Origin of the sequence: Acaryochloris marina S15 (genome assembly GCF_018336915.1) — a bacterium.
GTDB classification, from domain to species: Bacteria; Cyanobacteriota; Cyanobacteriia; order Thermosynechococcales; family Thermosynechococcaceae; genus Acaryochloris; species Acaryochloris marina_A.
This window is the reverse complement of the sequence record NZ_CP064925.1, coordinates 52,760-78,071: the sequence shown is the minus strand read 5'-3', so window position 1 is coordinate 78,071 and position 25,312 is coordinate 52,760. Positions and strand designations below refer to the sequence as shown.

Genomic DNA, 25,312 nt, shown 5'->3' with positions numbered 1-25,312 from the left:
CTTATTTTGATTCCGGTTCACCCAGTCCAGGGATCTGCGGGGTAAAGAAGGAGTATTTGGTACTCGCGACCTGGATATCCTGCTTAAGGTCTTCTCCATTCTTCAATGCCTCTAACATGAAATTGGTCTGGGTACGCTGCTGGTTCCCCGATGCCTGAAGGAGTTCTAGCTTGCTCAATTTGCGGGTCTGCACGAGGTTCTGGCTGGCGATGGCCCCTAAGCTCCGGTTCTGATGGGCGGTTGCAGCCGTCAGCCCTGTGAGCTGCTGGGAGGTCTGGGCACCAATACTGGAGCTAAAGGCTTGCTGGAGAGAGAGGCGTTTCAAAATGCTTTGGGAGCTTTTATCTCCTTGGGCTTCGGCACCGAGCACTTGGACTTCTTCAGCAGCGGAGACATTGGCACTCGCTTGTTCTTCACTCACCCCCACGATTTCCGTGATGCTGTCTTGAGCGGCAATGGCCTCTTCTTGGGCGAGGGCAGCGGTGGCTTCCTCTGCTTGAATCAGTTCTTGGCCCTCGTCACTGAGGACTATCTGGGTCAGCTTCTCGTGGAACTCTTCACCGATGGCCCGGACATTACGGGCGATGGCATAGACTTCACGAGGGCTATTCGGCTCGATGTCCAACCGAGACGGATTATCTTCATAGGATGGCCCTTTATAGATGGGGCGTCCATCCGTGGAGCTGCCTCCTTGAGCCGTGGTTTTGGGGGGATCGATGATGCCATATAGCACCAAGATATCGGTGACGCCTTTGAGGGCGGGCTGAAGTCGTTTACCCGTGACGGCCCGGTAGACATTGCGGCCAATCTTGGCAGCTTTAAGAGCTTTGGACCCATGCTCAATCACTTTGAACAGGGATTTTTGGGCTTTCTTGCTCAAGATTCGGTCGAGCAGTCCTTTGGGCTGACCGTTGCCTGAGTCCGGGCTGGAATAGATATCACCGACGTTATAGGGACTGTCGCCTGGAGTGGAAGCAGTCTGGGTGATGATGTCCGTATAGGGGGTATCTTCGCCTGTAAAGCTCTGGGCATGAATCGGGGGGTTAACGGATACCCACAGAATCACGATCAGCAGGGGCTTCTTCAGACGCTGGGGGAAGGGGTACATACTGTTCCTCTGTGATGGTGGATGGGCAGAGGCCCGCTCGGTGGGCGCGGGCGAGGAGGTCACCGTGGATGCGGTAGCCTGCAATCGGGTCATGGGGATAATGCTCTAAGATGCGGTCCCTTAATTCCACTTCTTTTTTGTCCGTGGCGACGAGGCCCATCAACATGCTGGAGGGGTTAAAGCTGACCTCCACATGCTGGTTGTCTCGTTTCCAATACCAGTAGCTCTCTTGCCGGGTATGGGAAATCCCTTTACCCACATATTTCTCTAAAATCTCTCGCCTAAATCCCAAATCGTTGCACAGGCGGTTAATGGAGATATCCTGCAATCCCCCACAAAAGATGTTTTGCAGGTTGGTGAAGATTTCATTGCCGGCGACGGACTGATAGATGGTTTCCACTTCCGTTGCAGCAACAATATAGTTGCAGGCCCACTTGCGGCCCTCAGACGGCACTCGACCGGACAGCCGCGCATAGGAGGCAAACTTATAGATGCGGGTGCCTTCGTCGGTAATCAGAGCAGACCCTAATGTACTCATGGCCTTGCGGAGCAGCAGGTTAAAGCCCACCATTGAGTAGATCAAGGAGTCGATGGAGTCGCTGACGTTGGTCATGGCGAGAACGAGGCATTGGACGTTGCTATCAAAGCTGGAGATGCCGTTGATGGAGCGGCCTAGGGCTTTGGACAGGACGCCTTTAAGCTGGGTACGAATTAGGCCAATGGTGTTTTTCTCCAGGTCGGAGATGTCCTCGCGCATCACTTCTTGGATAAACCAGTTCTCAGCAAAGCCGACGAATTCTTCATAGATGGGCATCTGCTGAGATTCAGGGGTGCCAAAGGCGGCTTCACTAGCGACCTGATAGCGGTGCTGAATCTCAGGGATGTGATGAAAGGCTTCATAGCAACGGGAGAGGAAGGAGCTGACCATTAACTCTGTGGTCGGATCATCCGTCGTGCCCATGACCAGCGCTTGCAGGATGGCGAGATGGTTGTTGAAGGCCGATTCAAACAGGTCTGCCCTCGTGGCGAGGGTGGATTTATAGCCCGGTTCACCGGGTTTGGGCAGGGCATCCACCCATCGCATATCGGGCAATTCTAGGATGTTGATGACATGCTCTTTGACGTTGTGGTAGGCCGCACTGACGCCAATCCGATTAAAGGTGTTGACTAAATCTGTATAGGTACTCTCACCGTTGGGCCTTGGGTATTCAAAGACGATGGTGACCCGGCGATTGAGGATGTAGCTGAACAAGATTCCCGACAAGATTCCCGATTTTCCATTCCCCGTGGTGGCGAAGATGGCCGTGTGGTTGGGGGACTTGTTCAGCAAATCTAGGTACAAGGGGCAGGGCAGTTCCTGACCCAAAAACATCTGCCCTTTGTCGTCCATTTTCGGCATCTGCACTTGGGGCAGCAGGGGCACGGCCTGGTAGTTGAGGTATTTGGGTCGTTGGACAAAGGGTTTAGTGAGTAGGCTGTTCCATTCAAAGGGGAAGGACTGAAACCAATACTGTTCTATCTGCTCGGTGACGAGTTCGGTGGGTACGGTCTTGAGTCGGTCAATCAGCTCGTTACATGCTTCAATCACTTCCTGCTTACTATCCCGATAGACCCAGATGCCGCAGCTAGCCCAAAAGGGACGACAGCCGCTTTTTATGAACCCTTGCAGTTCCTTGGCTTCCGTCAAGCGCATCTCAGCGGTGACATCCGGGCTTTGCTCTTGCAGGCCCTTGGCGATCCGCTTCATGGAGTTCTTCATCACCAAGTCCATGTTGTTGATCTCGATGTCGGAGGGGTCTTCCGTTAGCTCCGTAATCACTTGGCAGTCCCAGAAGGGGGTGGGGGTGGTTAGCCGAGTCCACAAAAATTTCAGATAGCCCCGAGGGACGGATTGACCATCGACGGGATAGTGGCGCACTTTACCTAAACGGACAAAGGCCCAATGCTTCCCGGTACTGGGAATATAGACCGTGGAGCGGGTGAAGTCTGGAGTGGTGGGGAGTCCTTGATAGGGTTCAAAGATGGCTCCCAAGTCATGGTCTCCGTAGTCCTGGATAATGACTTCAGGCTGCTCTGAATGGTCATCCGTGCGGATGTATTGGCCGAGGGGGGCGCTCTCTCCAGGATGTAAGGCTTGATAGGGGATATCCATGATCTCCTGAACCCCCAAGGTTTCCACGTCTAAGCCAAAACCATCAGAGGCGGTGAGGGCAATCAAGGCCCGACGATAGCCCCGCACATAGGCTTGGCGAATGGCTTTTCCCCATCCCGGTAGGGAGTCGAAGTTGTCATCTTTGAGGGTGGACAGGACGAGGGTCACTTTCTCTGCGATCGCATCCATCCAGCCTTGGTTAATCTCAAAGTCAGCCCCCAAAATCATCCGGTACTTGGCGAAGTAGATCAGGTCACTTTTGACGAGTCGCCCCTCGCTTTCCAAGCGGTCTAGGTTTTCTGCTGCACTCTGGGTTAAAGCTTGGGAGAGGGGGTCATTACTGGTCTCGTACTCATCAGCCAACTGCACCATTGGCTCATCCGCACTCCGATGGATGTGCCAATAGGACTTAAAATCAATCCCTGTCGCCCCTGTGACCGCAGCAGTGCCCCCTTTGAGACCACTCCATGCCATGTCATCTGTGAGGGTTGGCTCCTGGCCTTTCTTGACTCGAAACGCAAAGATGAACATCAGCTCTCGCTTCCCCCGTTGCAGCATGTAGTAGCCAATGTCTAGACCTTCATAGGCCATCTGCCCAAAGCTCTTGAAGGATTTGTAGTTTGATTCGATAAAGTTGTAGTTGGTTTTCACAGAGGGCAGCTCCATTTTGGGCAGGCCCGCCCGGTCATACTCCAGGGTGGGATGACCGGAACGGTATTGCTTGGGGACGGTGCGGCGTTGCAATTTCTGTGGGGGGTTATTCCCTAAAAACAGAAACATCAGCACAAACGCCAGCATGAATAGGGGGATGCCGATAAATAGGTTCTTGAAGATGATGGGTGTCATCAGAAAGAACAACATCGCTCCCGCAAGGAGAACGATGGGATGGACGCCTCCAAACAAAACGTTGGTGCCCATGATGGTGTTGACATCTCCCTCGTTGAGCATGTCTCGATTCATCAGATTTCTCCTATACGCCAAAGAACATGAATGCTGCCATCGTTAGAAAGGCGGCAAAGATCAAGATGGCGATCCAAGGCCGCAGCATCTCGTGATACCCCGTGCCGTTATGGTTATGCTGGAAAATAGCGTTGCCTCCATAGGCCACGGCAGTCACGAAGACAAAGGCAACGATGGCCCCGATGATCACACAGGTCATCCCCGCGAAGTTGATGGACCCCACGGTGACTTGTCCCAGTAATTGTTTGATGGTGGAGGCTGCACCTTTAATGGGGCCAATCTCGACACAGGCCGCTTCGGTGATGGTGATGTTCTGGGCAAAGGCAGAGTTATGGATGAGGATGCTGAGAATAAGGCCCAGGCACCTAGCAGATAATGCACTGGGGGTGACCCCACTAATCGCTTCCACAGCAGTCCCGATAGCAGCATCAAAAACTGAATAATGCCTGCCCAAACAATGCCAGGTAAGCCCACCCCATCCCGATGCTGACGAGGAAGAGTTGGCTTGACCACCAAGGAAAGCGATCAAGGCGGTGATAACAGGTTCTAAGGAGTCTCATGGCAATTGCCTCTGATGGGTCATTGGGAAAAGGTGTTATTGCTGGGCGTAATCAATCAAGGTCTGGAGCTGGTCAGGGGATACGTTGGCTAGCTTTGCTGCGTCTTCAGGAGACTTCCCCCAACGCATCTGGCGAATCATGCCGTTGACTCGCCAGTGCATTTCTGAGCGATAGCGATATGTCTGGTTGCCTGACGCTCTAGCGACGTTTAGCCCCTTCAAAAGAGTCGCTGGGGTGATGCTACTATCGGACACATTGTTTTTAGCCACGGGAACGGGCTTTGCCTTCGGGGTGAGACGAACTCGCCGCACAGGAGGACGTTTAACCGTTTTGGGTCTAGGTGGGGCTTTGGTTCTAGGCTTCAAGGTCAAAGGTTGGCCTGATGCCACGGTTTGAGGGAAGCGAGTTCTCACAGGGGGCTGACCCTGGCGACCTGTGAGAACTCGCGATTGCTCAGGGGTGTGAGCAATGGGGGTGGGCGCTCCAATCCGAGTGATGGCAGTCCTGGGGGCACTGTCAGACCGATTGAGGGTTAACTCCATTGAGGAGCGATTGCAGCCCACTAAATCTAGAATCAAGTTGGTCGATTTCACCTGGGCGTTGGGTTTCCAGGTTAGGTAAATCTTCTGGGTCTGGGGTTGGGGCAGATCCAAGCTCAGGTCAAAGATGCCCCTCGTGCCCATATAGGCTTTAGAGACTCGGCACCCGCTGGAGGTGAGGTCAATTAAGTGACCATGACCCGGCGCTATCTTGATGGTTTCCGCTGTAGCTGGGGAGATGAGCAGCCCCAACCAGGCCGCGATCATGGCGGCAATAGTCTTGTACATAGTGGTTGTCCTTGGCAAGTTTGTCTGCTGGGGAGGGGGATTGTTATCAAAGACAGCCCCTCGTTGTGGTTGTTGGCTGGAGTCAGGGCCAGCCCGTGATGGAAATCCTCGAATGCTTTGAGATATCGTTGCTAATGGTCTGTGGATAAACTCGGTTACTGCTTGGCAGAATCCCAGATGTCTTCCCCTAGTCGTTCCAGGCTCTCCCAGTCCACGGCATCGCTGATCCGCTGAGGGAGATTGATACCTCGGTCGATCAGCAGGCCCGTCACTGCGACACCCACGAAGAACCAAAAGAGATTTCTGAGCATGGGCAATAGCTCCTTTGACTAAGTTGACGGCTTTGGCAGGAAGAAACTCTGTAGCGGGGGGAGTTTGGGAAAGATGCTGGGAAGATGAAAAATGCTGAATGTTGTTTTGATAAGAAATAGAAAGAGAAGCAGGCCAAGTGCTGAGGTTTACTCGCTCTTGGTCTACTTCTGGTGAGGTTGGTTGAGAGTAACTGCTGAAACTTTGAGATAATCCCAGTCGAGCGGCTTTCACTTGGCCTTTGGCTGCATTTACGAACTGCGCCATGCCAACCCGGAACCACTGCTTGAGGAGATGGACAGGGATTTGATATTTCGGTGGGATAAAAAGTGGAGGTGCTTGGATTAGGACGAGATTTGTCTTTGTCTCAGGTTCAATCTCGAAATCAAAGAACTCATCGTCATCTGCATAAAAAGACGCATCATCAATCGTAAACTCATACCAGTCTGTGATTTCTTGGAATGAACGGCCCCAATAGAGTAAATCTTCGATATATTCCAGCTTTAGATTGGTTTTTTGGGCAATCTCTTCCAGGCTGGCATCAGGAAACTGATTTTGGAATTCATATACCTTATCTAGATGAATCTGTTTCTTCTCAGGTAATCTCAGTTGCTTGGGTCTGTTTTTATAGCAAAATCTACGGATATATCCGCGAATCCAGCCCCGCGCATAGGTAGAGAATTTATATCCTTTGGTAGGGTCAAATTTCTCAACTGCACGACGAATGCCCATCATCCCTTCTTGCAAGAGGTCTTGGCCGTCCTCAAGGGTCGGGGCATATCGATTGGCAAGTTTGGACACTAAACGAATATGCCCCAGCATCAGGCATGACAGAGAGTTTTCATGTCCTCGTTTAGCTTTTTGGATCAGCTCCAACTCTTGCTCTGGATCGGGGATGGGGAAACGGCCCAAGAACTGAGCAAGGTATTCGGGTAAAAAGATACCGTCTGAAGCAGAATTAGCAATCGTAGCGGTCATAGGTCCAACCTCCTGAAGAAGGTGACTGCAATTAGTAAGAGGGTTTGGGATGGAAGTTAATCTTTAGGTGGCTAGGCGTTTTAGAACGTTCATCGAGCAGTTTTGAGGCTACAAGAACTGACTTGCCACCGCCCGTTTCGCCCAATATCTGGGTGTGACTCGGAATTTGGTTCAGCTTAAAAATATTTTCTGAAGAGTTCTTATCAGTCATGGCTCATCCTCCGTGCAAGGCTGAAGAGAGTGGACTTTATACAGGGGTGTGAATTGCGGCTTGTAACTTTTCCCAGGCGAAGGGGAAGCGTTCGGGGAAATACTTGAGAGCATTCAAACCGTACTCAGCAAAGTCCCAGGTCTTGGCTTCTTCAGCAGCAACGCCATCACCACTATTAAAGTGTTCGCCCACTACATCAGGAACCAGAAAAGAACTATCCCAGTAGATATTTGCAGTCTTGGTTTGAGCGAAATGGATCAAAACGTACTCATTCCATCGGGCACAAGCATTCCTAGACTTCGCCCGCCACTCCCCATCAATTGACCACGGTGGCTTTTCATCCATGCCACTGACATAAGAATTGTCATCCGCGATCCGAACATCGATTTGCATCTGGGCAGCGATCCGACTCTCTGAAATGGGAGCATTCTGATTCCACCAGTCGCAGATATACTGCATCGCAGGGTGCGCTTCTGAGTTCCAGTAGTAGGGTGAATCTTCCCCGACAGATATTTCTCGTGCAAGCTGGATTGCTCGATATAAGACGTCCGCTGGTATCTCACAACAGGCATTATTATGGTGGGCTTCTGTGTAAGTTTTGAACTCAGCAGCAGGCTCAATATCTCGCTCTAGAAGCGTGTCCTCAATTCCAGTACTAACAAGGTCTGACCAGGCGCATGAGTTTAAAATTAAGGTCTGGTAGAACGCTAGTCCATACGGGTAATCCATCCGATAGGACTTAAAGGACTTATCGCCCTTGGTAAAGCTGTCGTCTATATGATTGAGACTAATGAAGCTGATGGTGCGGGCATTCGGATCGTAAAAAGTATTGGCCTGATCCATTGAGAACACCTGGCCTTGTTGGGTGAGGACAAAATCCAAAGTGAATCGATGATAAATCGTTAAAACTGGGTGGCTTGAGTCTGGAGGCATTTGCACCTCCCAGGTCAAATCCAACCATTTCGGAGGCGCATCCAAATCAAGAAGGATATCCCAGCCCATCTTCCGCTCAGCCGTTCCCGCAACGTAATAGTTCTCGTTGGGGTAAGGCTGTCGAACCGTCACGTCTTTGGGCAAGACTGAGACAGGTTGAGTTGAATCATGGGGAGCTAGAGTAACTTCAACTAGGGAAATATCACTCAAGTTGATGTCTGAGTAAGGATTAAAAAGCTGAGGTTGAACATGAAACGTAGGTTGCTCTGCATCCTTGTGAGGCACGGGCTTACCGTCTGGGGTGACGAGGAGATGGGCGTCTCCAATTTTTTGTATTGCAGTCTGCATTCTCAGTCTCCTTGTGGCGTGAATGCGGCTTTGATATTGAATTGATGCTGAATTTTCAGAGGCCAGATGCCCCCAGTTAACAAATCGAACTATGCGGCAGTTGTGGGAGTTGATTCAGTTTGGACTAACTTCAGAGGTGAGGGAGCTGACGGGGCAATGGCTAATCGCTGACGAATGTAGCCCCTAGCACCGCTCTCAGACAGACAGTGGTCCAGCATCTGCGCTTGAATGTAGGGACCGTAAAGCAGAATGTTGATCTGATCGTCTTTGGAGTACCCACACAGCCGCAGCTCATAGCTCACCAAAGCATCAATTCGTTCGCTTAACTTCGGGTGATCGCTACCGAGCCTATAAAGCTTGTCATAGGTATAGATAACGGGCATCGATAACAAGTCTTGAACCTTCCAAGCAATCTGGAGATAAATTTCTCGATACTCCTGAATCACCTGTGGATCAGGCTGATCAGAGCTTTGAAGGTCGCTGTCGTTTCCAGGGGATTTCCCTGATTTTTTATTAGTGGCTAACATAGAAGATGCTCCTGTTCTAGGAGTCGAGGATCACGGCTTGGCTTTAGGTGGTACTTTGGGCAGGCCGTGGTTTGCAAATTTAACTAGAGAATATTTCTGTGCATTACAGAAAAGGGCAGAACTCCTGTCAAGGATTCCCGTTAGAATTGGCTTTTAAAAATAGACTAGGCAAAGGCTAGACCTTTGCTGTTTCTTGTAGGCAGTGGCAGAAATACAAAAAGAGTAAACTTGGGTGCGAAAACATTCGCTTCAATCACTTGGCTGTACTGTAACCCTAACTAATGAGCGAAGTCAAAGCTGAACGTTACAAATAGCAATAGTTCTCAACTCCGAACAAGTTAACTGGCAAGGAATAAACCACAGAAGTACTTCTATAATTAGACTTCAGGATTCCCTGGCATCTAAACACTCTATCCAGAAACTGTACTCTCTAGCCTGGATAGGCAACTATATCAACTGTGAAATAAAAGCGAATTGCTATTGTTTTAGGTCATAAAAATGCATGACTGATTATCCAATTTTTAAAATAATATTGAAGCTCCAGTATCTACCGATATTTCATATCACTTGATACCAAATCACCCATCACCCAGAATCAACCCATCGCCTCTGGGAACTCCTCAGTTGACCTGTAACTCCCACGTATCCCAGGACCGGGAAGCAATTCCAGTTCTTCCAGCGGTACAAGGATATCTACCTTGGGCGAGAACTGATCCAACCATTGCAACCAAGCCCGCCCATCAGTGATGCTCTTGACCCGAAACCTTGAGCCGTCGCTCGTCCTACAGACAACATTTCCCCTTTCTATAGGAACCGATGAGGAATTCAAGGGGAATGGAATCACTTCATTCTCTGATGCAACACTCTCTACATCATCCAATGGATCTAAATCCATTTCATTGGCTACAACATCCCTTATATCTATACAATTTTGGGCTATAGCTGTTGCCGCTTCTTCCCCTTTGCTATCAGTGGTTTCAGCAGATTCTGAGCAATACTTATTTAATCGCTGGTCAATACAGGCCAAGAGGACGGTTTTGACCTCATTTATCTCAGGGGGATGGAAGAGATAGCTGCGTTTGCCCCGGTTCTCATCCCTAACCCAACTCTGCTCAGCTTGGGTGGTGCCTCCAATCAGCTTGGCGAGTCGTGCTACAAACTCCATCGATCCTTGTCGTCCCACTCTTCGGCGTAGGGCTGTGGATATCTTTCGACGTTTGCATTTTTTGTAAATCTCTTGAATCAGCTCTGAGTTTTCATTGAGGGTTGTCTCCCCTTCAAACAGTCGGAGTAAGCCAATGTCCTGCATGGCTTGGAGCATGGCAAAGTCACTGCGGATGTCTGGGAGAAAAGGGGATTGCTCTTGCTCCATCAATTGCTCCCAGCGTGTTCTACTGCGTTCTTGGGCTGCATCCATGTGATTGAGTAGCCACCAACGTTCTAGAGATGGGATAAGAGTACGGTTCTTGAATAACAGCTCTTTGATTAGCTCTGGTCCCCAAATTTCCGTAAGTTGGATGCCAGGGAGCCGATGTTGCAGAAATGCTTTCTCACAGCTCCAGCGTTCGTCTAAGCTCGAACTCCAGCGAGACTTGATGCGTATAGCAGCTTCCATCGTGATGTCCTTTGCGTCATAAATAGTGGCGGCATCCGTGTCTAGGATGCGTTCTCTAATTTCTGTGGACTGAGCTTTGAGATGATCTGATTGCAGCTTGTCGATGATGGCGACATGGTGACCTGCCTCGATCAGGACAGCCTTGAGGCATTCCCATGTGTGTTGCTGTTCATAGTTAAGGGCCGCAGCCAGGATATTGTGTGTGGTCAGGTGTGGGTCATCGAGGGCTTGCAATAGCTTTTGAAACCATTGTTGGGTGGCTGCTTCCCGATCTGTCCCGGTCATTGAGGCGATGGCATCGGCTTGAATGTAGTCCATCATCAGCTCTCTGACTCGTTTGGGAAAGGGAGAGCGATTGCCGTCATACTCTTCACTAAAGGCATACTTGCGGCACCAGATAGCAATCTCCCCCAGGTCACGGACCCGCTGCATCATCTGGGTCATGGATGAGATGGGTAGTACCCCAAAGAACAGACCAAAGCCTTTATAGAAATAGTTTTTGATACCGACACTCAGGCCACTTTCAGCAGTGGGGCTGTAGATCAGAACTCGTGGTTGAGTTTCTTCTAGATAAGCGTCTGGGTCTTTGAGGAAATCCTTGACCTCTGTACTGGCAGATGTTTTAGAATCCACCCGCAAAGTAGAATAGCCGCGCATCTCAAAGATTTCTTCTGCAATCTGGCATTGGCGTTGGGAGTCACTGAACAGCACGATGGACCGGGCGCAGTGTTCAGGAGATTGATCCAAAGAAACTAGGGTGTCTAGAGCAAGCTGGAGAACAGGCGATCTCTCGTCAATGGCTTTACCCTTACTGGTATAGGTCTTGTCGAGTAGTTCAATCCTCAACGTCTTCCGCTGGAAGGTATTGAGGACTTTAACGACATTTCCCCCACCTCGTAATTGAGCCAGATAATCCACGACGACATCAGAGTTATTGCCGTCCATTGGAATCACCAGGGCGGCACTCTCAATCGCAGATTGGAGCTTGGCTAGGCAATGGTCCCGCCTGCCGATGAGGGTGCCACTCATAAGGCTATGGAGGACGACGCTCAGGCTCTCGTCTAGGACAAGCACTTTACCTTCAAAATCCTTGTTTTCAAAGCGGCTGAGGGAATCGATACAGCAGGCAATCCGAGAATGGGGATCTGCAACGAGCTGATGGGCTGAGTCTGAGTGTAGATGATAGAAATTAGGCCAGCGCTCACAGGACTGGAGGAGCAAAGAATTCCGATGTCCGATCGCGACGGCTCCAATATCTACGCTGTCAAAGTATTGGCGTAACCATTCAGTCTTGCCCGTACCCATTGCCGACTTAAGAGCATAGATATCAGCTTCTGCTAAATCTTGGGGATTGGCGGTAAACCATTGCTCATCAATGATTTGGGTGGGGGTGTATTGCCGGGATTTATCCCAGGTTTTTCGAGCCTGTTTCTCCTGCTGGATTCTCCACTGGTCTTGAATCGCAGCTTGGGCCAGTTGCAGATAGGCCGTAGGGGTTAGGTACTGGATTTGGTCAATTTGGTCTAAGGGAAGCTCATCGATGTCGCAGTCATCGTCGTAGGAGACTTGCCCCCACCAGGCAACGATTAGGTTGTATCCCCACTCCTCAACCAGGGCAATGGTTTTCTCGATGGCTTTGGTGATGTGGGGGTTGGAAATATCGCCAGCATCCGGGTAAAAGACGATGGTTTCAGGAGCCAGTTCGTCTAGAGTCTCTTTCAACGTTTCGGGACTAGAGGCAAAGTTATCCCCTGCGGCTCCTATGAAGGAGATTCCTAGTCTCTGGCTTGCGAGGAAGGGTTTGAAGGTTACTGAGTCTACCAGGCCCACGGTAGATGATTCAGAGATTCGGTGAACGGCGATGGGTTGCTCTCCGTTGGGGAGGTGTGGGCCAGCACCGGGAATGTCTAGTTTGTCACTGTCAGAGGAAACCCAAAAATAGTTACTACCAAAATCAGGCTTGATTTGTGCGCCAACAATTTCACCGTGGACATTGGGGATTGCAATCGCTAATCCCCGGTAATACTTCCGCAGTTTGCCCGTAGATGGATTGATACCAGGGAGGTTCAGGGGTAAGCCCGCAACCTGGGCATTGTCTTGCCAAGTCCAGAATAGGTTTTGCTCAATGGCGATATCGATCTGCTCATTCGTAAGTTCCCGTTTCTCTTGGAGATGCTGACGATGGCGAGAACCCAAGCCCGCATTGGTGGCGATTCTGCGGAAGTGCCGATCTCGTTCTGGGGTGGGTAGAAGCTTAGCAAGTTTGGCTTGACGCTCAGCTTCCTGGCGGGCTTGGCGTTCTAGATTCTTCTTCTGCCATTGGTCCTGGCTCTGGGCATTTTGGGCTGTCTCTGTGACAAACATACCAAAGCCGTTAGTGTCGAAACCAACGAAGTGGTAACCGCTCTGGGTGTCAGTGCCTCGACAAAAGTAGATGCCTGAGTCTTCGGCGTCAGAAGGGTCAAAAGACTTTCGGCAGTCGGGCTTACCCCGTGAGCCATTGCAGATGGGACAGATATTGCCGTTACGGTTGCTATAGCGATGAAAGCTAGACATGGGCTAGCTCCCAGGCATGGGATAGGGGGAGTGAAGTCATGACTTGGATTCCCTAGATGTAGTGAGTAGGGAGCCGTTTGGTCACAAATTTTCCATAGAAAACTTGACCTGTATGTGTCATAAGCTAAAATAAACACACGGCTCCTTTGGAGGCCCAAACCCATGCTCAAGCAAATAGCATCAAGTTTAAGTCCCCTGGTATTGGGAGTGCTTGGACGCTTAAAAGCCCTGACTCTTCCACCAGTCGGGGTTTTTTAACGTTTAATGGTCTTACATGATTCTTACCTCCATAATCTTTAAGTATTAGAGTACAAATACACTGAAAGCGTTGATCGATCAAGCATTCAGGCTATTTAAATACTGAGAGACACAACCCAAAACGTGTGGGGAAGTGTCAAGATAAGCAGATGGACAAAATTAATTACATAGAATTTCCAGGTTGTAAACTACCTGAGTCCTCTTTTTTACATCCATTGATTTGATGTCAATTGTCCGTCCTATCTCCACCGAAAGCTTACGCTTATTGCATCGGATTTATCGCTGTAGTCGCCATCATCAGGTCAGACAACGCGCCCATTGCCTCATTTTGTCTGCCCAGGGTGTGAGTCCCTACACCTTAGCCTCCCTTTTTAGTGTGAGTCCTAAAACCGTGTACAACTGGCTTAAGGCTTGGAATAACCGTGGTTTTGCAGGACTCTATAATCGCCCAGGCCGAGGTCGAAAACCGATGTTTAATCCCGACCAACAACAGCAGATTTATGAGTGGACTCAGGCATCTCCCATCCAACTCAATCGGGTGCTAGCTCAGATTGAACAGCAGTGGTCAGTGCGCGTGTCAAAGGCCACCGTTAAACGCGTCTTGAAGCAGATGGATATGAGCTGGCATCGCTTTCGCCAAGGGACATCAGGCCAGCCTTTATATGCCGACTACCTCGAAAAAAACAGCAGTTAGAACATCTCAAGAAACAAGAAGAGAAGGGAGACATCCACCTATTCTTTATGGATGAGAGTGGTTTTTCGTTAGTCCCCTGTATTCCCTACGGATGGCAACCCATAGGGACTTATCTGGAAATACCGACTCGTTCAAGTAAACGCTTGAATGTTCTGGGGTTTTTGAGTCGACGACAAGGGCTACATGCTTATACATCAGAACAGACCATCACCAGTGAGGTTGTCAGTCATTGCATTGATACCTTCTTTACTGACGTGGAGTTGCCCACCGTCATTGTGATGGATCAAGCCCCTATCCATACGAGCCAAGCAATCTATGAGATGAAGGCAGAGTGGGCCGAACGGGGAATTACCTTGTTTGAGTTACCAAGCTATTCTCCCCATCTAAATTTGATTGAGCGTCTGTGGCAATTCATGAAATATCAGTGGATTGAAATGAGTGCCTACTGGGGGTGGTCATCTTTGGTCGAATATGTGGAAAGAGTTTTGAAAACCTATGGCGATGATTATGTAATTAATTTTAGCTAAGTGCTTATGTTTTTGAGTTTGTTCTCAAGATAGATCTGGGGCTGCAATAGCTGTTACTACTGCTGGCACTAGATAAATGCTAATCAAAGTCTGGATGGTTTTGGGCAACACCAACCTTATAGCTAAGAGCCGAAAGTAGGGGCTGGCTGAAAAAGATATTTATGTACTAGGAAATGCTTAACGCGATCATACAACAAAAGCTTGATAGGTGATCGCTATAGTTCCCAAAGTCTGATTATATTGTTTCTGAAGGCTTTTCATGGCGCATTGTCCTCAGTTAGGCGATAGTTTTTTCGCTGGTTTATTTGTAATAGACCATGCTGTAAGAGCATCTGTGCAGCGTTGGGGATCAGTTTCTGCACAGTAACAAGAGCAATCAAGATTATCCATAAGAATATAAATCGAGGGATCGGGCAGGTTGAACATGAGAACTGTATCACCTGCATCTGTTGTACTTTCTAGGATTTTCTCTACAACTGGCCGAAGATCATCTAGGCGGATCTCTCCTATAAAAGGACTGCAGAAAGATAAGGCACTTATCACATTGGGCGGCATGATTTTAGGCCATTGGGTTGAAGATTGAGTGAAAATTAAGAGTAGCGAAATTTCAGTAGGCAAACGTCTTTGAAAATTACTGGAGTCTGAGTCTCCGCAAAACAGGTAATGTGATTTTCCTAGTTTCCAAGTTTCTCCTTGTTTAACTTGCTTAGATGAGCTGACATTGCCTTCTATCGTTGCTTGTTTATCTTGTTTTTTTGAGCGTTGACGCTTAGCAGATTTTTTCTCTTGATTAGCATTTTGCCCAATATTTGTAGTGTCTACTTCATAAGTCGTCCCTCCTCTCTGTACAGTACGTATCATGGATTCTGAGTTCGCTGAATCGTCAGCCAGCTCAGCTCGTAGTTTACTCACAAATGGTTGACTCACAAATGTTCGCCTAGCAATTTCACGATCGCTCCATTGACTCCACTCTTCATCACGTAGAAGTCTTTCCACAGCTCGGCGTTTATCAGCATTTGTTCTGCGTAATCCATGCGTTGAATTAGCTCCAACGGCATAAAGCACAGCATCTCTTTGCGTCCCAAGATGCACCTCGGCATCAACCTTCTTCTCCTTAAGCATTCTTCTTGCTTCTACCCTATGAAATCCATCAGCTAACCAATATTCTTTGCCATCGAAGAATACTATGATTGGAGGATATTCTTTACCCAAGCGTATATCTTCAGCATATTCAGCAGCTACTTCTTCGTATAGTTGATAGCGAGCTTGTGTTCCGCCATCCGTGCGAATTTTACCTATCTCAATTGACTGGGCAGAGGATTTTGAAGATTCGACGGGGATCTGTTTAGGCGGCATTCAAGGCTAACGGTAGATAACAGGATATCGTTATAAAACCATGCCAACCTATAAGCAACAACCTTTCTGGAGAATTTGAGCGCTTTTATTAAGTTGAGTGAAGTGAAGGTGATGTCTTCAGTCTTTTTGATTGGCCTATGTTGGCAACATTAACGTTGTATGATTTTCCATTGCGACAAGCTAATCTACAAGATGTATCCAAGCCTACATTTATCTGATAACGGTTATCACCTTCAAGGAACTGGTTCCTCAATTTACTCACAAACGGTTGACTCACAGATGTCCGCCTAGCAATTTCACGATCGGACCATCTAAACCATTCTTCATCAAGGATCAATCTCTCAACTGCTCTGCGCTTATCGGCATTGGATCTCTGAAGGCCATATGCTGAATTTGCTCCTGCTGCAAAAAGTATTGCATCACGACGAGAACCATATCGCACTTCTGCTAATATCTCATGTCCGCCAATGGACTCCTTAGCTTTTACTCGGTGGAATCCATCAGTTAACCAGTACCTAGAATCGTCGTAGAAAATAATCACAGGCGGGAACGTAGTCCCTTGCCCCATAGCTTCAGCATATTCAGTGACCACTTCCTGATTGAGCTGCTGTCGGGGTTGGATCTCAGGATCTAGCTGTATTTGAGAGAGTTTTACTAGCTGTGGCTGACTCTGATTGGCAGTGGAATTGTAGCTTTCCTGCATAATCTTGACTCCATTTACAGAAAATAGTGGCTTAGTAGTGATTAGGTACTATTAAGTTAATATCATACTTGTCGATCACTTGCTACCATGCTGATGATAATTAGTGCTTTACCCTGAAATACATACAGATTGCTATGAGTTATTGGCTCAGAAAACGTCAAAAAATCTCCAGGAAAGATTTCTGGTCATCTAGCCCAATGGAAAGACGAGGTTTCAGTCTCTTACGCTACCTACCAAAGATCTAATGAGGAACATTAAACCCACTTCTCAGAAATCCTTTAAGAGTGTCAGTCTCTTGCTAAGTCGCATTAAGATAAAATGATTACTTAATACTTTACTGATTTCCATCTATACTATTGTCACCAACCTATTAAATATTTAGCAGAAAATATATGCAAGGACTGAGATGGCTTTAACGCTTGATGATTTCTACACTTGGGTTGATAGTCAATCCCTAAAAATACGGGGAAAAAAGCTTACCGAGGTTGAGCGGTGTATTTTGCATGGCTCAATAAAAGGATTGTCTTACGAAGCGTTAGCGGCTGACTCGCGATTTGAAAAAGCTTACCTACAAAATACTGCTGGCCCTGGATTATGGCGATTTCTCCAGCAGATATTAGGAGAGGAATACCGAATTGGCAAGCCTTATATCAAGGATGTTGTTGAAGAGCTAATTGATACAGTTGGTGTTCTACCTGGAGATGACCGGGTTTGGAACGCTGGTAGATCGCAGTCAAATATTGATTACCTACCTTCTACTGAGAAGCTGTATGGTCGATCATCAGAGCTGAAAAAATTACTCATGAGAACACAAGATAGCCGCTGTATCGTTATTACAGGGCAAGTGGGTATAGGTAAAAGCTCCTTAGCAGCAAAGCTAATAGACTTAGTTAGTCGGTCGGATGATTATGAATTTGATTATTATATCTGGAAGTCAATTTATCATGGTCCTCATCTAGAAGATTTATACCAAAATATTATTCAAGATATTAATCAGGACTCTAAGGATAGAGACAAAGATTATTCGAGTGATGAATTTATTAGATTCCTTAAAGTAAATAGATGCTTTTTAATCCTAGACGAAGCTGACTCTATTCTAAAAGGTGACAATATTAATCCTTACGGTGAAAAATATATTGGCTACGGCTATTTACTAAGAAGAGTTGTAGAGGAATCTCATAATAGTGTTGTAGTTTTAACAAGTAGAGAAAATTTCAAAGACTTGGATGAGCTTAGCCAAGCTAAAAAACCAGTTACAACATTTCATTTAACAGGTCTTTCTGCTAGTGAATCACTTGAAATATATGAAGAGTATGCTTTGCAAGGGCGAGATGATTGGTTAAAAATTACTGACCAGTATCGTGGAAATCCTCTTGCACTCCACAATATAGCAGACCGAATTAAAGACTTTTTCGATGGGAAAATAAGTCGATTTATTGAATATGAAACTATATGGCTAGGTAGTTCTTTCCCTTCTAGATTTGATCAGCAATTTGGGATAGGCGGGAGACTTAGCCTTTTAGAGATGCAAATCTTAGTTCTTATGGCTCAACAGTTAGAAATTGATGATTCAATTACGCTGGATAGCTTGATTACGCACATAATTGATGAACAGCAATTTAGCACATCAAAGTCTCAAATCCTGGAAGCGTTGAATTCTCTCACTGAGCGTTCAGTTATTGAGAAAGAATTCACCGCAAAAGCCTTGGAATTTAGGATGCCTCCCGTCATTAGGAAATATCTGCTTACAGATCCGTCTGGAGCTGTGAAGGCGCGAATTTCCCAGAAAGTTTAGTAGGGTTCTTGTTCAGTGAGCTATTGTCCGAATCCTATATGTGATCAACGACTAAATCCAGACCAATTGGATCAATGTCAAAACTGTGGGGCCTCCTTGCTGATAGGAGATCGCTATCGCTTACTAAAACCATTGGGCGATCTCCATCCTTTAAGGAGATCAGAGGTTTTTGAGGCGCAGGCAGGGGATGAGGATGTCAAGATCATAAAAATCCTCAAGGATGTTCAGCCAAAGCTAGTCACAATGTTTGAGCGTGAATATGTAGCACTTAGAAGTATTCGGCATCCGTGTGTGCCGAGAGCAGAGTGGTACGAGTATTTCAAAATAAAATTAAACCCATTACAAGATCCATGTGAGATTTATGGATTTGTGATGGAAAAAATAGAGGGGGTGACGCTTAAGGAATGGCTGAAAACTCATGATCCCGTATCTCCTCATCAAGCTTTTGATTGGCTGAAGCAACTGGCTCAAATCCTCCATGCAATTCATGAAAAGCGCTTTTTTCACCGAGATATCAAACCGTCAAACATAATTGTGAGGCCAGATGGAAAGCTGGCATTAATAGATCTTGGTGCTATTAGGCCCATCACGGAAACGTACATTGCTAAGTTAGCCACACCTGAGAACACTGACGGTATTACTGAGCGCTTTGACGACATTACTTTAATTCAAAGCATGGGGTACTCCCCCCTAGAGCAGGTCAACGGCAAAGCGCTGCCCCAGTCAGATTTTTATGCCTTGGGACGCACCATTATTGAGGTACTGACAGGGGTTCAGCCTTATAAGCTACCTATCGACAAGAAAACAGGAGAACCTATTTGGCGAGATAAATTACCTCGATTGGATCGCAAACTGGCTAATCTGCTGGACAAAATGATGGCGATCCAACCAGGAGATCGCCATCAAAGCACTAAGTACCTCCTTCAAGACATTGAAAAGCTGGAGCTTTGGGAGAAAGCCAGCCGATCTCCATATTTCAAATTGGGTTTAGGGGTTTTTGCTGTCTGTATCGCTGTACTGGGATACGTAGGTATCAAAGAGGGGAAGGAATTCTACAGTCAGTCTATGGCAGAACACTACTTTTACAAGGGGTATGTAGAGCAATCGAACAATCAACTGAGTGCAGCTAAAGAGAATTATGCAAAAGCTCTAAATCTGAATCCCAACAACGAAGAAACCCTCAACAATCTAGGTATTATCTGTCAGGTCGAGGGTGATCTCCCTTGTGCTATCGAAAACTACAAAAAAGCAGCTCAAGTAAATTCCAGTTATTGGATCTCGACTTTCAATCTGGCTAGCCTATATGAGGATCAAGGAAACGCTACGTTAGCCGAGAAATATTACAGACGGGTGATTGAGAATGCTACGGATGCCCAAGCTGTCGGATCGGCCAATAATCTATCGCGCCTTAAAATATTGCAGGGTAATTATGCTGAAGCAAAGAAATTGGTGACAAGAGTGGTAGGGGAGACTGCAGCAAGAGACTTAGATAGGGCGCTGCTGTTGAAAAATCTGGGCTGGGCAGAATTCAAACTTGAACAGCACGAGCAAGCTGAAGATCATTTAAAACAAGCAACTAGCCTAGATCCCGAGATGGCAGCAGCCCACTGTCTTATTGCCCAAGTCTATCAAGAGCAAGGTAAACAGCCCTTGGCACAAAAAGCTTGGAAAACTTGTCTACAACTCGATTCATCTTTACCAGAGGTAGATGAATGGAAGAGCCTCGTACTCAATCGCTTGTTCCCAGAGCCATAGCCTATAATCTTATTTAACGAAGAAAGAAATAGGTGTTTTTCCCAACATATGAATCTTGCGAAGCAAACAACCCTGATTCTGTTGGCCTCACAAATTATTTGGCCTGCTTCGGCTGTAGCTCAATCGCAGCCCAAGAAAGAAACCTGTGAACCGATTGGCCGAATCTTGAAGGCGAGTCAGCAGAATCTCGTCGGTAAATTGCTTTGTAGTGGCGATCAGATTGTTTCGCAAATATCAGGTAGCTTTGTCCTCTGCTACTTCAATCCATCCGAGCAACAATGTCGGCCTAAAAAACAGACCAGGGATTCCAACCTTAAAAAATGCCCTCTCCCTTCTCGTAGCTTTTGTAATCGAAGGAAAGGTGGTAGCCGTGCAGTAAAGCCAAGAATAATCACCCCTTATGGTCGTTGGCTACTGGAACCCCGACCACAGTTCTCTTGGTCTGCTGTTGACGGTGCAACAAGATATCGGTTTGAGTTTGGATCTCCCAGGAAAAATTTGTGGTCAAAAACCACTACATCAGCGTTTTTAGAATATCCTGATGAACACGCTCCTTTGAGTCCAGGGAATCGTTATAAGGTCAACGTGATTGCCTATAAAAATGAGGTTCCGATTGTTGCGGATTCTTCTATATTCCGCTTGCTGAAGACCGAAGACGCGAAAGATCTTCAGCAGATGATTGGACTAATTCGTAGCTTTAAGCTCGATCCAGACCGAGAGGCATATTTAGATCTCAATGCCGCCTATCTGTCCAAAGGTGTACTGGACGAAAGTATTAAAGTGTTAGAGGCCAGAATACAGGCAGGAAGTAGTCACCCGGAAATATTTACGGTGTTGGCAGAACGCTTTATTGATGTAAGGTTGCTGGATGAAGCTAGAGAGAAGTACTTGAAGGCTATGCAGTTAGCAAAGTCTCAGAATAATCAAGTTGCCCTAGAGAAAGCTCAAGCTGGCTTGCAAGCTCTGGATCAATATCAAAGCCAGCTTCCCGACAAGACAAATGGTGCCCAGTAGTAAGGGTGGCGAGTAGCAGGTTTACCCAATAGTGCCAATTGAGCTTTTCGCAGGGCCTCTGCTTTCGTCTTTCCATTTGCCAATGATTTGTAAAAGTCTCCTACAAGCTGAGCAGTAGATTCAGCATCAACTAGCCACAAGGATGCGACTGTTGATTTTGCACCAGCTTGGATTGACACACCCGCAATACCCAGGCTAGATAGCTGGTCACCTTTTGCAGACTGGCAGGCACTCAGGAAAAGTAGCTCCAAGTTATTAGCAGCAACTTGAGTTCCTTGCCTAATGATGGTATCAAGCTCTTGTAATGGGACGGGTTTATCCCATGCCAGTAAAAACGTTTGATTTGGATCTGAAGAAAATTGCCCGTGAGTGGAAATGTGCAACGCATTGTAATCGCCACTCAACTTTCTTCTTAAGTTGTTGGCAGTAAACTTGCTATTGAGTAAAGTAGATGATTCTATTTTGCTACTGCTAACCAGAGTGGCTTCTTCTTCTGTTTCCGATAAGACATCCAGCCCTGACGGAATTTGAGGAGCATTTAGGCTAGGGCTTGCTTTCGATATCCCTGTGATCAGTAATTTGAGCTGCTGGGGACTAACCGCTTCAGGAGCTTGCAGTCTGCCCAGATTAGTAGCAATACTATATCGTTCGACCAAATACTTCTTGCCATCATGGAGCATTGATAGGGGAATATTACTAAGAATTCCATCAGTGACAAACACAATCGTGTCGTCCTGTTCTGGCAATAGCCCCTGCTTCTCAATTGGGTCTAGTAGTAGCTGGTAAAGTGCTTGGGATTCTGCTAGCAAGGAATCGTCTTCAGTGCTGGAAAATTGTTCATCTTGAAGCTCTATTAAGATTTTACTAGCAAGACCTCTGACCCGCTCCCCATTGGCTGAGAACCTTGCCCAAGTCCCGTTGTTGGGTACAAGTATCTCAAAACTGTCTTCCAGTTCCAGAACATGGATTGTAGTTGGTGCATTCTCGATTTGGGTTGTGGAGACGAAAACTAGCTTTCCACAGTGCAGGAAATTCTCGATTTGAGCAACTTGCAGCCGCTCGTTTGTTAATACAGCTTTCTCTAAATTTGGCGTATCAGACTCCAATAGTACGCTGATGTATTGTTGATAAACGGGCTTAACTTTGTCTGCGAATCTGAATTGCAGCTCAGAGTCAATAGGGAGCAGATCACCTCTAACCTGATCAAGGTTTTTGATTGATCGTTCATAGGCTGAGATTGCATCCTGGGTTTGACCCTGCGCTTGATATAGTTTTGCTAGCTCCCATTCCCACTCATAGGCAGAATCAGCAGAGTTGCTTGATACCGCTAAATCCCTCGCAGCCTTGAAAGATCTTTGTGCAAAATCGTTCTGCTTTGTAGTCTTGTATAGTAGGCCCGTTACTCCGACAGCAAAGGACTCTGCCCGCTCATTTTTTAGACTCAGTGCATCGTTCCTAGCTGAATTCGCAAGTTCAAAAGCGAGGATGAGGATGTGCTTCTCGGTGGTTACAGGTAAATCACTCTTCTGTATTTCCAGAAGGTATTTTGCTAATTTGATTCGGCTGTATACACTTTGGATCGGTGATTCTTTCGAGTAATCCGCTACTAAGGCTTTATCCAGCGTGGAATCCAAGCCAGGAATTAGGCTGCTTCTCAACGCAGATAGTTCAGGATTTGTCGGATCTTGATTAGCCCATTGGTTGATGGATAAGAAAATTTTGAGCCAATTCAATCTTGCTCGGAGGAATCTTGGCCCTGTTGCTGCTAGTTCCAGATACGTTTTTGAGACATCGGGTAGCGTTGAAGTTGCAACCTCAATAAACTGGGCTTTTGTTAGTGGATTATCCGATAAAGAAAATCGATTTTGGGCTTGGCGAATAAGATCCGCTTGAACGTTTGCCAAGCTCATTCTAAGTGCGTAATGCTCAAAAGTTAGATTTTGTCTCTGAGCTGAGGCTAGAGCTATCTCTAGGACTGACACAGATTCATCTAGATTTCCAATGACTCGTAAAACTATGCCTAGCTCTTGCAAAGCTTTGAGAGTCAGTAAAGTATCAGGCTGTTCCTTAATGATTTGAAGGGCGGTAGCAACCTCTTCAGCGGTTGGTCGGTTGACGTTGCGACAAATAGCACTGTCGTCTACCTCTAGGGCATCCGTCAGCACCCAGCAGGCATTGGGATACTGGCCTTTTGCTCGATAAGCCAAGCTCAAGTGAATCAGAGTACTTTTCTCACCATCTTCTGAATTCTCTTTTTGGTAAATCTGTAATGCTTTTAGCCACGTCTCAATCGCATTGCCAGGATTGCCCTGTCGTAGATGCTGATGCCCTTGAGTGGTAAGTTGCTCTGCCTTCTCAATAGGGCTAGCCAGGGCAGGGATGCTTGCTAGGGCTATTAATGCTGAAAGTAAAAGGCTGTTTAAAAAATATCGCATTGTACTGATATGTAGATGCCTGATTCTTGAAGAGATGGCCTTTGTTCTGGAGTGTTTAGCAAGGGGATACCCCAGTCAAGACGGACACTTGGGCAGTCTCCTTGCTGATAGCGCAAACCAATTCCTACTGCAGCAAGGGTATTTGCAGTAGGAATAAATTGAGGCTCGTTATTCCAAACTGTACCGACCTCAAAAAATGGCGCTAGCCTAAAATTACCAACGGCTCCTGAGTAAAGGGGAATCCCTAGTTCTATTGAACTAAGCCAACCATTATCACCCAACAATAGATTTTGGCGATAACCACGGACAGAGGAGAATCCCCCCAAAGAGACTTGCTCTGAAGGGACGAGGGTACTTTCAGCAAGTTGCAGCTCGGATCTTAAAGCTATTGTCCAATCATCAAACAATCGTTTTACCACAAGCCCTTGTGCCTTCCACGCGAAAAAGCGACCATCAGGACCGTCATCATCTGTTGTCGCGCCTAGAATATCTAGACCAAAATTAAACTGTGACCTCAAGAAGAGAATAGTTTCATTGCTCTGCTTAGACCAGTCCTGAGAAAAGCGAAGAACTGATGTTCGGGTTCGGCCTAATGCATCGGCACCTCTTGAAACCGGGAAAGGGATGCCCAATAGCGAGAAGTCACTGGATTCACGAGTGAATGCGATCCTTAATGCAAGTTCTTCTACTGAATTTGTGGTTGCTTTTTGGATAATGGGTTGCCTAAACCATAATTCCCAAAGCTCTGCATCAGCCTCGATATCCAGTCCATCAAAAGGGTCTTCTACCACCTTGCTCGAACCGTAGAAATATTTCACACCCACGGTGCCGTTTTGGGGATTTACTGGCAGAGAATAGGCAAACTGAACAGAGGTGCTGCCGTCTGTATTGCTAACTTTGAGGTTGAGGTTGTCCCCCCATCCAACGAGGTTGCGATCTGTGAATTCGATGCTGCGTTGAAACGTATCTACAGTAGGAGGGCGATCGTTGTCGAGGGCAAGAACTAGACTCCTTTGTTTTGCTGGGGTAACTTCAACGTTTAGGGTGTATCGATTCAAGAAAGACCCCTTTGTCAGACCAACTGAAATTTTCTCAACCAGTGGGTCTGCTTGTAGTATTCGGATATCTTCTAGGATCGTGTCTTCGTTAATTATTGAATTTAGCTTGGGCAATCGCTGCCGAACATACTTCTCCAGGCGCTTAGCTCCCTGGATATCAATGTTCTCAAGAGTACCTTCCGTGATCAGGATTGTGACGACGGCTTTACTGGGATCTATCTTGGAGTTTTGCTGTTGTGCCAGAGCTGCTGAGATTGCAACATATCCAGCATTTTCGTAAAAAGCAACAATTTCCTGAGTGAGTTCTTGTAGCTCAACAATACTTTGTGGTCCTTCCAGATATGGTGCAGAAATTTTCTGTAAATCCTCGTCACGATAAACAGTAGCTCCTTTGAATAAAAAGCTTTCTACCTCAACAGAATCCTGTAAAAAATCGGGTGGAATTTGCTCAGGTAACGAAGGTTTTTCCAGTAAGGGATCTAACTCAGGTAGTATTGGAAAATCTGGTATAGGAGATTTCCTGGGTGTTAGATCAGATGGATTTAGAAGTTGTGCTTGAGAAAAAGCAGGTTGCGAAAAGATACATGGCCCAACCAGACTAAGCAGCAAAAAATTTCTATTAAACATGTATCT

15 protein-coding genes and 1 pseudogene are annotated in these 25,312 nt (G+C 46.9%); 4 read left to right on the top strand and 12 right to left on the bottom strand.

Going from position 1 to position 25,312, the window contains the following annotated elements; all coding sequences use genetic code 11:
- Position 1 precedes the first annotated feature (1 nt).
- The 8 genes and pseudogenes from I1H34_RS28705 to I1H34_RS28670 form a co-directional block, all read right to left on the bottom strand.
- On the bottom strand, positions 2-1,108 hold the full coding sequence (locus I1H34_RS28705) for a hypothetical protein (protein WP_212666765.1): 1,107 nt from the start codon (positions 1,106-1,108) through the stop codon (positions 2-4).
- The gene (locus I1H34_RS28700; RefSeq protein WP_212666764.1) at positions 1,044-4,220 is read right to left on the bottom strand and encodes a hypothetical protein; all 3,177 of its coding nucleotides are present in this window, start codon (positions 4,218-4,220) and stop codon (positions 1,044-1,046) included. The genes I1H34_RS28705 and I1H34_RS28700 overlap by 65 nt, the downstream gene beginning before the upstream one ends.
- A 10-nt stretch (positions 4,221-4,230) precedes the next feature.
- Positions 4,231-4,749: a hypothetical protein gene (locus tag I1H34_RS28695; protein ID WP_212666763.1), complete on the bottom strand. Its 519-nt coding sequence runs from the start codon at positions 4,747-4,749 to the stop codon at positions 4,231-4,233.
- Between the two features lie 66 nt (positions 4,750-4,815).
- The gene (locus I1H34_RS28690; protein ID WP_212666762.1) at positions 4,816-6,894 is read right to left on the bottom strand and encodes a sigma-70 family RNA polymerase sigma factor; all 2,079 of its coding nucleotides are present in this window, start codon (positions 6,892-6,894) and stop codon (positions 4,816-4,818) included.
- Between the two features lie 31 nt (positions 6,895-6,925).
- On the bottom strand, positions 6,926-7,105 hold the full coding sequence (locus I1H34_RS28685; RefSeq protein ID WP_212666761.1) for a hypothetical protein: 180 nt from the start codon (positions 7,103-7,105) through the stop codon (positions 6,926-6,928).
- 36 nt (positions 7,106-7,141) lie between these two features.
- Positions 7,142-8,386: a hypothetical protein gene (locus tag I1H34_RS28680; protein WP_212666760.1), complete on the bottom strand. Its 1,245-nt coding sequence runs from the start codon at positions 8,384-8,386 to the stop codon at positions 7,142-7,144.
- An 89-nt stretch (positions 8,387-8,475) separates the two neighbouring features.
- A complete protein-coding gene (locus I1H34_RS28675; RefSeq protein WP_212666759.1) occupies positions 8,476-8,913 on the bottom strand; it encodes a hypothetical protein in 438 nt (145 codons plus the stop codon).
- 1,129 nt (positions 8,914-10,042) lie between these two features.
- A pseudogene (locus tag I1H34_RS28670) lies at positions 10,043-12,892 on the bottom strand (plasmid replication protein, CyRepA1 family); the annotation flags it as partial.
- A gap of 673 nt (positions 12,893-13,565) precedes the next feature.
- On the opposite strand from I1H34_RS28670, the gene I1H34_RS28665 reads away from it, so the two are divergent.
- A protein-coding gene (locus I1H34_RS28665) for an IS630 family transposase (RefSeq protein WP_212661653.1) occupies positions 13,566-14,563 on the top strand; the annotation gives its coding sequence in 2 pieces (ribosomal slippage) (positions 13,566-14,019 and positions 14,019-14,563; 999 coding nt in all).
- Between the two features lie 273 nt (positions 14,564-14,836).
- Here the strand turns inward: I1H34_RS28665 and I1H34_RS28660 are convergent.
- Positions 14,837-15,919 (bottom strand): ParB N-terminal domain-containing protein, encoded by a 1,083-nt coding sequence (locus tag I1H34_RS28660; RefSeq protein ID WP_212666757.1) that lies wholly within the window; start codon positions 15,917-15,919, stop codon positions 14,837-14,839.
- Between the two features lie 88 nt (positions 15,920-16,007).
- Entirely contained in the window at positions 16,008-16,622 is a 615-nt protein-coding gene (locus tag I1H34_RS28655) for a ParB N-terminal domain-containing protein (RefSeq protein ID WP_212666756.1), read from the bottom strand.
- A gap of 406 nt (positions 16,623-17,028) precedes the next feature.
- On the opposite strand from I1H34_RS28655, the gene I1H34_RS28650 reads away from it, so the two are divergent.
- The 3 genes from I1H34_RS28650 to I1H34_RS28640 are packed head-to-tail and all read left to right on the top strand — an operon-like array spanning position 17,029 to position 21,186.
- Positions 17,029-18,417 (top strand): NB-ARC domain-containing protein, encoded by a 1,389-nt coding sequence (locus I1H34_RS28650; protein ID WP_212666755.1) that lies wholly within the window; start codon positions 17,029-17,031, stop codon positions 18,415-18,417.
- Between the two features lie 15 nt (positions 18,418-18,432).
- The gene (locus I1H34_RS28645) at positions 18,433-20,172 is read left to right on the top strand and encodes a serine/threonine-protein kinase (RefSeq protein ID WP_212666754.1); all 1,740 of its coding nucleotides are present in this window, start codon (positions 18,433-18,435) and stop codon (positions 20,170-20,172) included.
- Between the two features lie 48 nt (positions 20,173-20,220).
- On the top strand, positions 20,221-21,186 hold the full coding sequence (locus I1H34_RS28640) for a tetratricopeptide repeat protein (RefSeq protein ID WP_249370272.1): 966 nt from the start codon (positions 20,221-20,223) through the stop codon (positions 21,184-21,186).
- On the opposite strand, the gene I1H34_RS28635 is transcribed toward I1H34_RS28640, so the two are convergent.
- Positions 21,147-23,621, bottom strand: coding sequence for a CHAT domain-containing protein (locus I1H34_RS28635; RefSeq protein WP_212666753.1), 2,475 nt, complete (start codon positions 23,619-23,621; stop codon positions 21,147-21,149). The two genes, I1H34_RS28640 and I1H34_RS28635, sit on opposite strands and share 40 nt — an antisense overlap.
- Positions 23,606-25,306, bottom strand: coding sequence for a ShlB/FhaC/HecB family hemolysin secretion/activation protein (locus I1H34_RS28630; RefSeq protein WP_212666752.1), 1,701 nt, complete (start codon positions 25,304-25,306; stop codon positions 23,606-23,608). The genes I1H34_RS28635 and I1H34_RS28630 overlap by 16 nt, the downstream gene beginning before the upstream one ends.
- Positions 25,307-25,312: the final 6 nt, after the last annotated feature.